At 61.2% G+C, this 2835-nt stretch carries 3 protein-coding genes; all 3 read right to left on the reverse strand.

The features are described 5' to 3' along the window. Positions 1-67: 67 nt before the first annotated feature. Entirely contained in the window at positions 68-526 is a 459-nt protein-coding gene (locus tag PMI31_RS04095) for an REP-associated tyrosine transposase (protein ID WP_008016416.1), read from the reverse strand. Between the two features lie 360 nt (positions 527-886). Then, complete coding sequence (locus tag PMI31_RS04100; protein WP_008016418.1) at positions 887-2338, reverse strand: capsular polysaccharide export protein, LipB/KpsS family; 1452 nt, start codon at positions 2336-2338, stop codon at positions 887-889. An 11-nt stretch (positions 2339-2349) separates the two neighbouring features. After that, the coding region (locus PMI31_RS04105) for a GNAT family N-acetyltransferase (RefSeq protein ID WP_008016419.1) at positions 2350-2835 on the reverse strand (486 nt) is incomplete at its 5' end.

Genomic DNA, 2835 nt, shown 5'->3' on the forward strand with positions numbered 1-2835 from the left:
CTTGCCGGCGAAGGCGTCCGTGGATCATGCAGCGGTATTGAAAACGCCTTCGCCGGCAAGCCAACATCTACAGCCATATGGCATCCCACAATGGATAGTCATGAACGCGCCTGACAAAGCCTGCACGCAACGGGTTGGCGATGATGTAACGGGCCACAGTCAACAGATTTTCTTCGCGGCGGATTGCGCGGTCGTGGAAGCCTTTTTGCCAAAGTTTTCCCGAGCGTCCCAGGTAAGCATTGATCTCTCTCGCACTGCGCGATTTGGTTGCGAGCATCAATTCCGGCAGTGTGCTGTTCTGGAGTTCGACCAACCAGTGAAAATGGTCGGGCATCACCACCCAGGCCAGGGATTCTGCCCGTCCTTCTGTGCTGGCCAGACGAAACTGATCCACCACCAAGCGTCCCACTCGCCAATCGCTGAACACCGGCTCACGCAGGTGGGTCACGGCAGTGAGCAGGTAGATCTGTCCAGACTGGGAATGGCGACCGGTGCGCAGTTGGTTGGCGTGGGAGCGAGTGGGCAATCCTTGGCCCTCCTGTACAGGTAGAAAGGGCTAAGGCTAGGTGCGCAGATGACGTAACGTCGTAAAAGTCTGGGTCCGGATGTGTATGTGTCGCCTTCGCCAGCAAGCCGGCTCCTACAGGATGGGGGGCGTCCGCAAGATCGTCGCGTTTTTTGTAGGAGCTGGCTTGCCAGCGAAGGCGGCCGTGGGTCATGCAGCGGTATTGAAAACGCCTTCGCCAGCAAGCCGGCTCCTACAGGATGGGTCGCGTCCGCAAGATCATCGCGTCTTTTGTAGGAGCTGGCTTGCCAGCGAAGGCGTCCGTGGGTCATGCAGCGGTATTGAAAACGCCTTCGCCAGCAAGCCGGATCTTACAGCGGGTTATAGGGAGAACATGCCCTTGAGATAGCGGCTGACCTGGCGATAGCGAGGGTAGCTGTCAAGCAGGCCCGGATTGGCTTTTGTACTGTGTTCCAGCGCCTGCTGTTGGCTGCAGGGCATGCCGCGAACTTGCACCAGTTGTTGTTCATCGCCCTCATTGCGCTTGAGGATCAGGCTGGTCGTGGCGTTGCCCGGGCAGATGCGCCACAGCGGTATGCCCTGTGCTGCGGCATGTGACGACAGATCCTGTGGTTCGTGTGTGCTCCACACCAACACTTTGCCGCCTTCGCGCGCCACTGCCGCCATCAGGTCGGCGCTGTTGCGGGTGAACTTCACGCGGCCCCAACGGCTGTCGAGCAAGCGGCGGATCGCCGGTTGCCGGCGTCGGGGCACGCCGAGCACGGTCAGTTCGCCAGCGAATTGACTGTCCTGTTGTTTCTGTCGGGCCAGTTGCCGGGCCACGGTCATGACGTCGCAGCGCTGGTCGGTCAGTGGGTCCACGTAGCGGCAGTAGCGAATGTAGGCGGCGGCCACCAGTTGCTCCAGCGTGGGCCGGGCCTGGCGTCGGGGGATCGGCAAGCGATCGTCGGTCAACCCCCAGCCGGCGTAGAACGGCAGTCCGAAACATGTCACCGGTACACCCTGAATCAAGGCTTCCAGCCCGGCCTGACTGGTGCCGACGTATACCCGTCGGGCCCGTGTCGCCAGGGAGGCCCAGGACACGTGGCGGTTCTCCAGCGTCACGCCCCGCGCAAGGGCAGCGTCGAGCAGGCAGCTTTTCTTGTGGCCGTTGATGCAGTCGGGATGAATTCGGACCCGTACGTCCGCATCGGGGTTTTCCGCCAGCGCCGCATCGAGCATGCGGATAAAGTCCGCTTCGCAAAGTCCGCCGCCAGGAATGGAGAAATCGCCGTAAGTCTGGTCCACCACCAGGACCAGCGGCTTGTCGCGGCCCAGGGTGTCGTCATTGCTCAAATCCGGGGCGTTGTTGTATTTGCCGATGCCGCTGCTGCGCATCAGGGCAATCAGCGCCCGGGCGGTTGCCAGCTCCGCCTCGGTCAGGGTGTGCGGGTTTTGCAGCATGTTTTCCAGCAGCGACGGACGATCCGCCAGGTAGTGGATGCCGATGGGGTCGACCACCATCGACATCGGCGTATCGCCTTCCACTCCCAGCGAAGAGGAACGCAGAAAGCCGTCCTCCAGCGCCACATAGGGTATGCCCCAGCGTTTGCACAACACCCGGGCATGGTCGGACGAGCTTTTGTAACCGATCCCGGAAATCGCCTTCAAACCATCGGGCTGTTGCTGACCGCGCCGCCACAGCCAGCGCGGAGTTCCTTCGGGATCGAGAAACTCACCCAGGTGCAAGACTTTCCACATCACCCATTGCGACATGATGCCGACCCAGCCAGGGCCTTCCACCAGCGACTCAAGGGGAACTGATCGACTCATCTCTTCGCCGCTCATGGTCGGGATGTCAGCGAGCGGCGCATGTTGATCACCGCAGGGAATGGCAGAAGTCGGCCCAGCCAATTCACGGCAGTGGTCCGGACCCGGGTAAAACCCAGATGCGCATAGAGCCGCTGGGCCCGTTCATTCTTCACCTGAACCTCCAGTTCTATCCGGTCATAGCCGGCTTGCCGGGCCTGATCGAACGTTGTGGCCAGCAGCGCGCTGGCAACGCCCTGATGGCGTGCATGTTTGATTACGTGCAAACCATAAAGATAAAAACCGTAGTAACGCTCCCGACCTTCGGTAATCGCGAACAACAGATAGCGCAGTGCGCCCTGCAACCGGCCGAACTCGCGTAAAAAAGGCCGGACACCGGGCGAGTAAGGCCCGCGTCGATGGTGCTTGAAGGCGGCATAGCCAAGGGGAGTGTGGTCGCGATAGGCGATCAGAACCCGGTCCCAGTTGATCGACTCGGCCAGCAGCCGATAGCGGCAGGG

This window comes from Pseudomonas sp. GM55, assembly GCF_000282395.1.
Taxonomy (GTDB): Bacteria; Pseudomonadota; Gammaproteobacteria; order Pseudomonadales; family Pseudomonadaceae; genus Aquipseudomonas; species Aquipseudomonas fluorescens_CC.